The 1403-nt window shown below is 47.8% G+C and carries 1 protein-coding gene; it reads right to left on the bottom strand.

Annotated features, from left to right (window positions below):
* Nucleotides 1-13 precede the first annotated feature (13 nt).
* Entirely contained in the window at nt 14-1297 is a 1284-nt protein-coding gene (locus tag D1Z90_RS20580; protein ID WP_119912638.1) for an IS4 family transposase, read from the bottom strand.
* Nucleotides 1298-1403 lie beyond the last annotated feature (106 nt).

Below are 1403 nucleotides of genomic sequence, written 5' to 3'. Positions count from 1 at the left end.
CATACACTGAACCTTAAGCGAGCATTGCATTAAAAACCCCATCTAAGCTATTGACCTTATTGCGTTTTGATTGTGGTGCTTGTTGGCAGTTTACAGCGATAAAATCAATCGCCCAACTCAAGTCAACCGCCAGTTGAGAATCGTAAGCTGTGGCTAACGACTTCATTATCGGGTCCAACCAACCGCGTGAGGACTTTGCTATTTTCAGATTCGACAGGCATTTACCAACTTGCCGTTGCGCGACCCTTCCAATAAAGCGCTTCACCAACAAACCCAGTAAGCTTGCCCAAATGAGTCCTTCCACTATATGAGGCTGGCGGGTCACAAATTTGTGCAAATTGTTATAGCTTTTCAGCTCCTTAAACACCAGCTCCACTTGCCAGCGAGCCCGGTACAATTTCATCACCTGCTCACTGCTAAATTCTTCTCTGGATAGATTGGTTAGCCAGCTTAAATAGCGCTTTTCTTCTGGATGCCAGAAACTCACTAAACGACACTGATAACCCTTCCAAACCACATCGCAGTCAAGCCCTCTGGCCCTGCTATGGCGACGACGAAGGGCTTTGAATCGCATACCGACTAACTTTGGCAGCTCCCGGCCCGTATGACTCTGGGCGTAGGTAATGGTCGGATTGAGCGTGTTGGATATACGCATCAAGAAAAAGCCGCCATGGCGCTCAACCGAAGACATGTAATCACTGCTGATATACCCGGCATCCGCCAGCAACAGACAACCATTCAATTGCTCTGCTATTGGCAAGAACTGACGCTCTGAGGCGGTGTCCGCCGAAATACTCAATTTGACCGGCTGGTCATCCAATAAGGACATGGTCATATGACACTCCACTGCTGCCGGGCTGTGTTTGTTAAACCGGCCGGGAAATTGGTCGGCCAAATCACGATGCAAGGCAAAGGAGGAGCCGTCGTGCAACAAAATCTGTTTAAACTGGCGAAATTTCTCCGGAATATCCCGCTCTATCTCTTCCCGAAACAGCAACATTGCTCGCTCAGTAACCGTCTTCAGCAACTTCGGAAAGCCAGCTTGTCGAAGGCGGTTATGAAATGGTTTATAAGCAACACCATCTGTAGGGAGCGAATGCATGCCGTTAAAACAGCGGTGTATCTCTGCAATAGCATCAGTTTTACCATCCCCCATTGAAGCCACCAGACTGGCAACCAACCGCAACGGTAAGATATCGCGTAACCGTTGGATAAAACCTTGCTGTCTGGCCACTTTATTTAACCAGGACTCACTGAATAGTTGTTTTAGCTTGTCGGATGCGGTGATAATGTCCATGGCTCTCGGCAATGTGATTGGATTGGGTTTGGCGATTTAATCAGATCACACTGAGGGCCTTTTTTCCACACCTTTCAACTACTTTTGCTTAAGATCCTGTGTATGA

Origin of the sequence: Motilimonas pumila (genome assembly GCF_003596335.1) — a bacterium.
Lineage (GTDB): Bacteria > Pseudomonadota > Gammaproteobacteria > Enterobacterales > CBDFNC01 > Motilimonas > Motilimonas pumila.
The sequence above is the reverse complement of the archived record's forward strand: the minus strand, read 5'-3'. Positions and strand labels throughout refer to the sequence as shown.

Coding starts and splice junctions, on each gene's coding strand:
- D1Z90_RS20580 (WP_119912638.1), bottom strand. CDS start 1,297: ATGGACATTATCACCGCATCCGACAAGCTAAAACAACTATTCAGTGAG.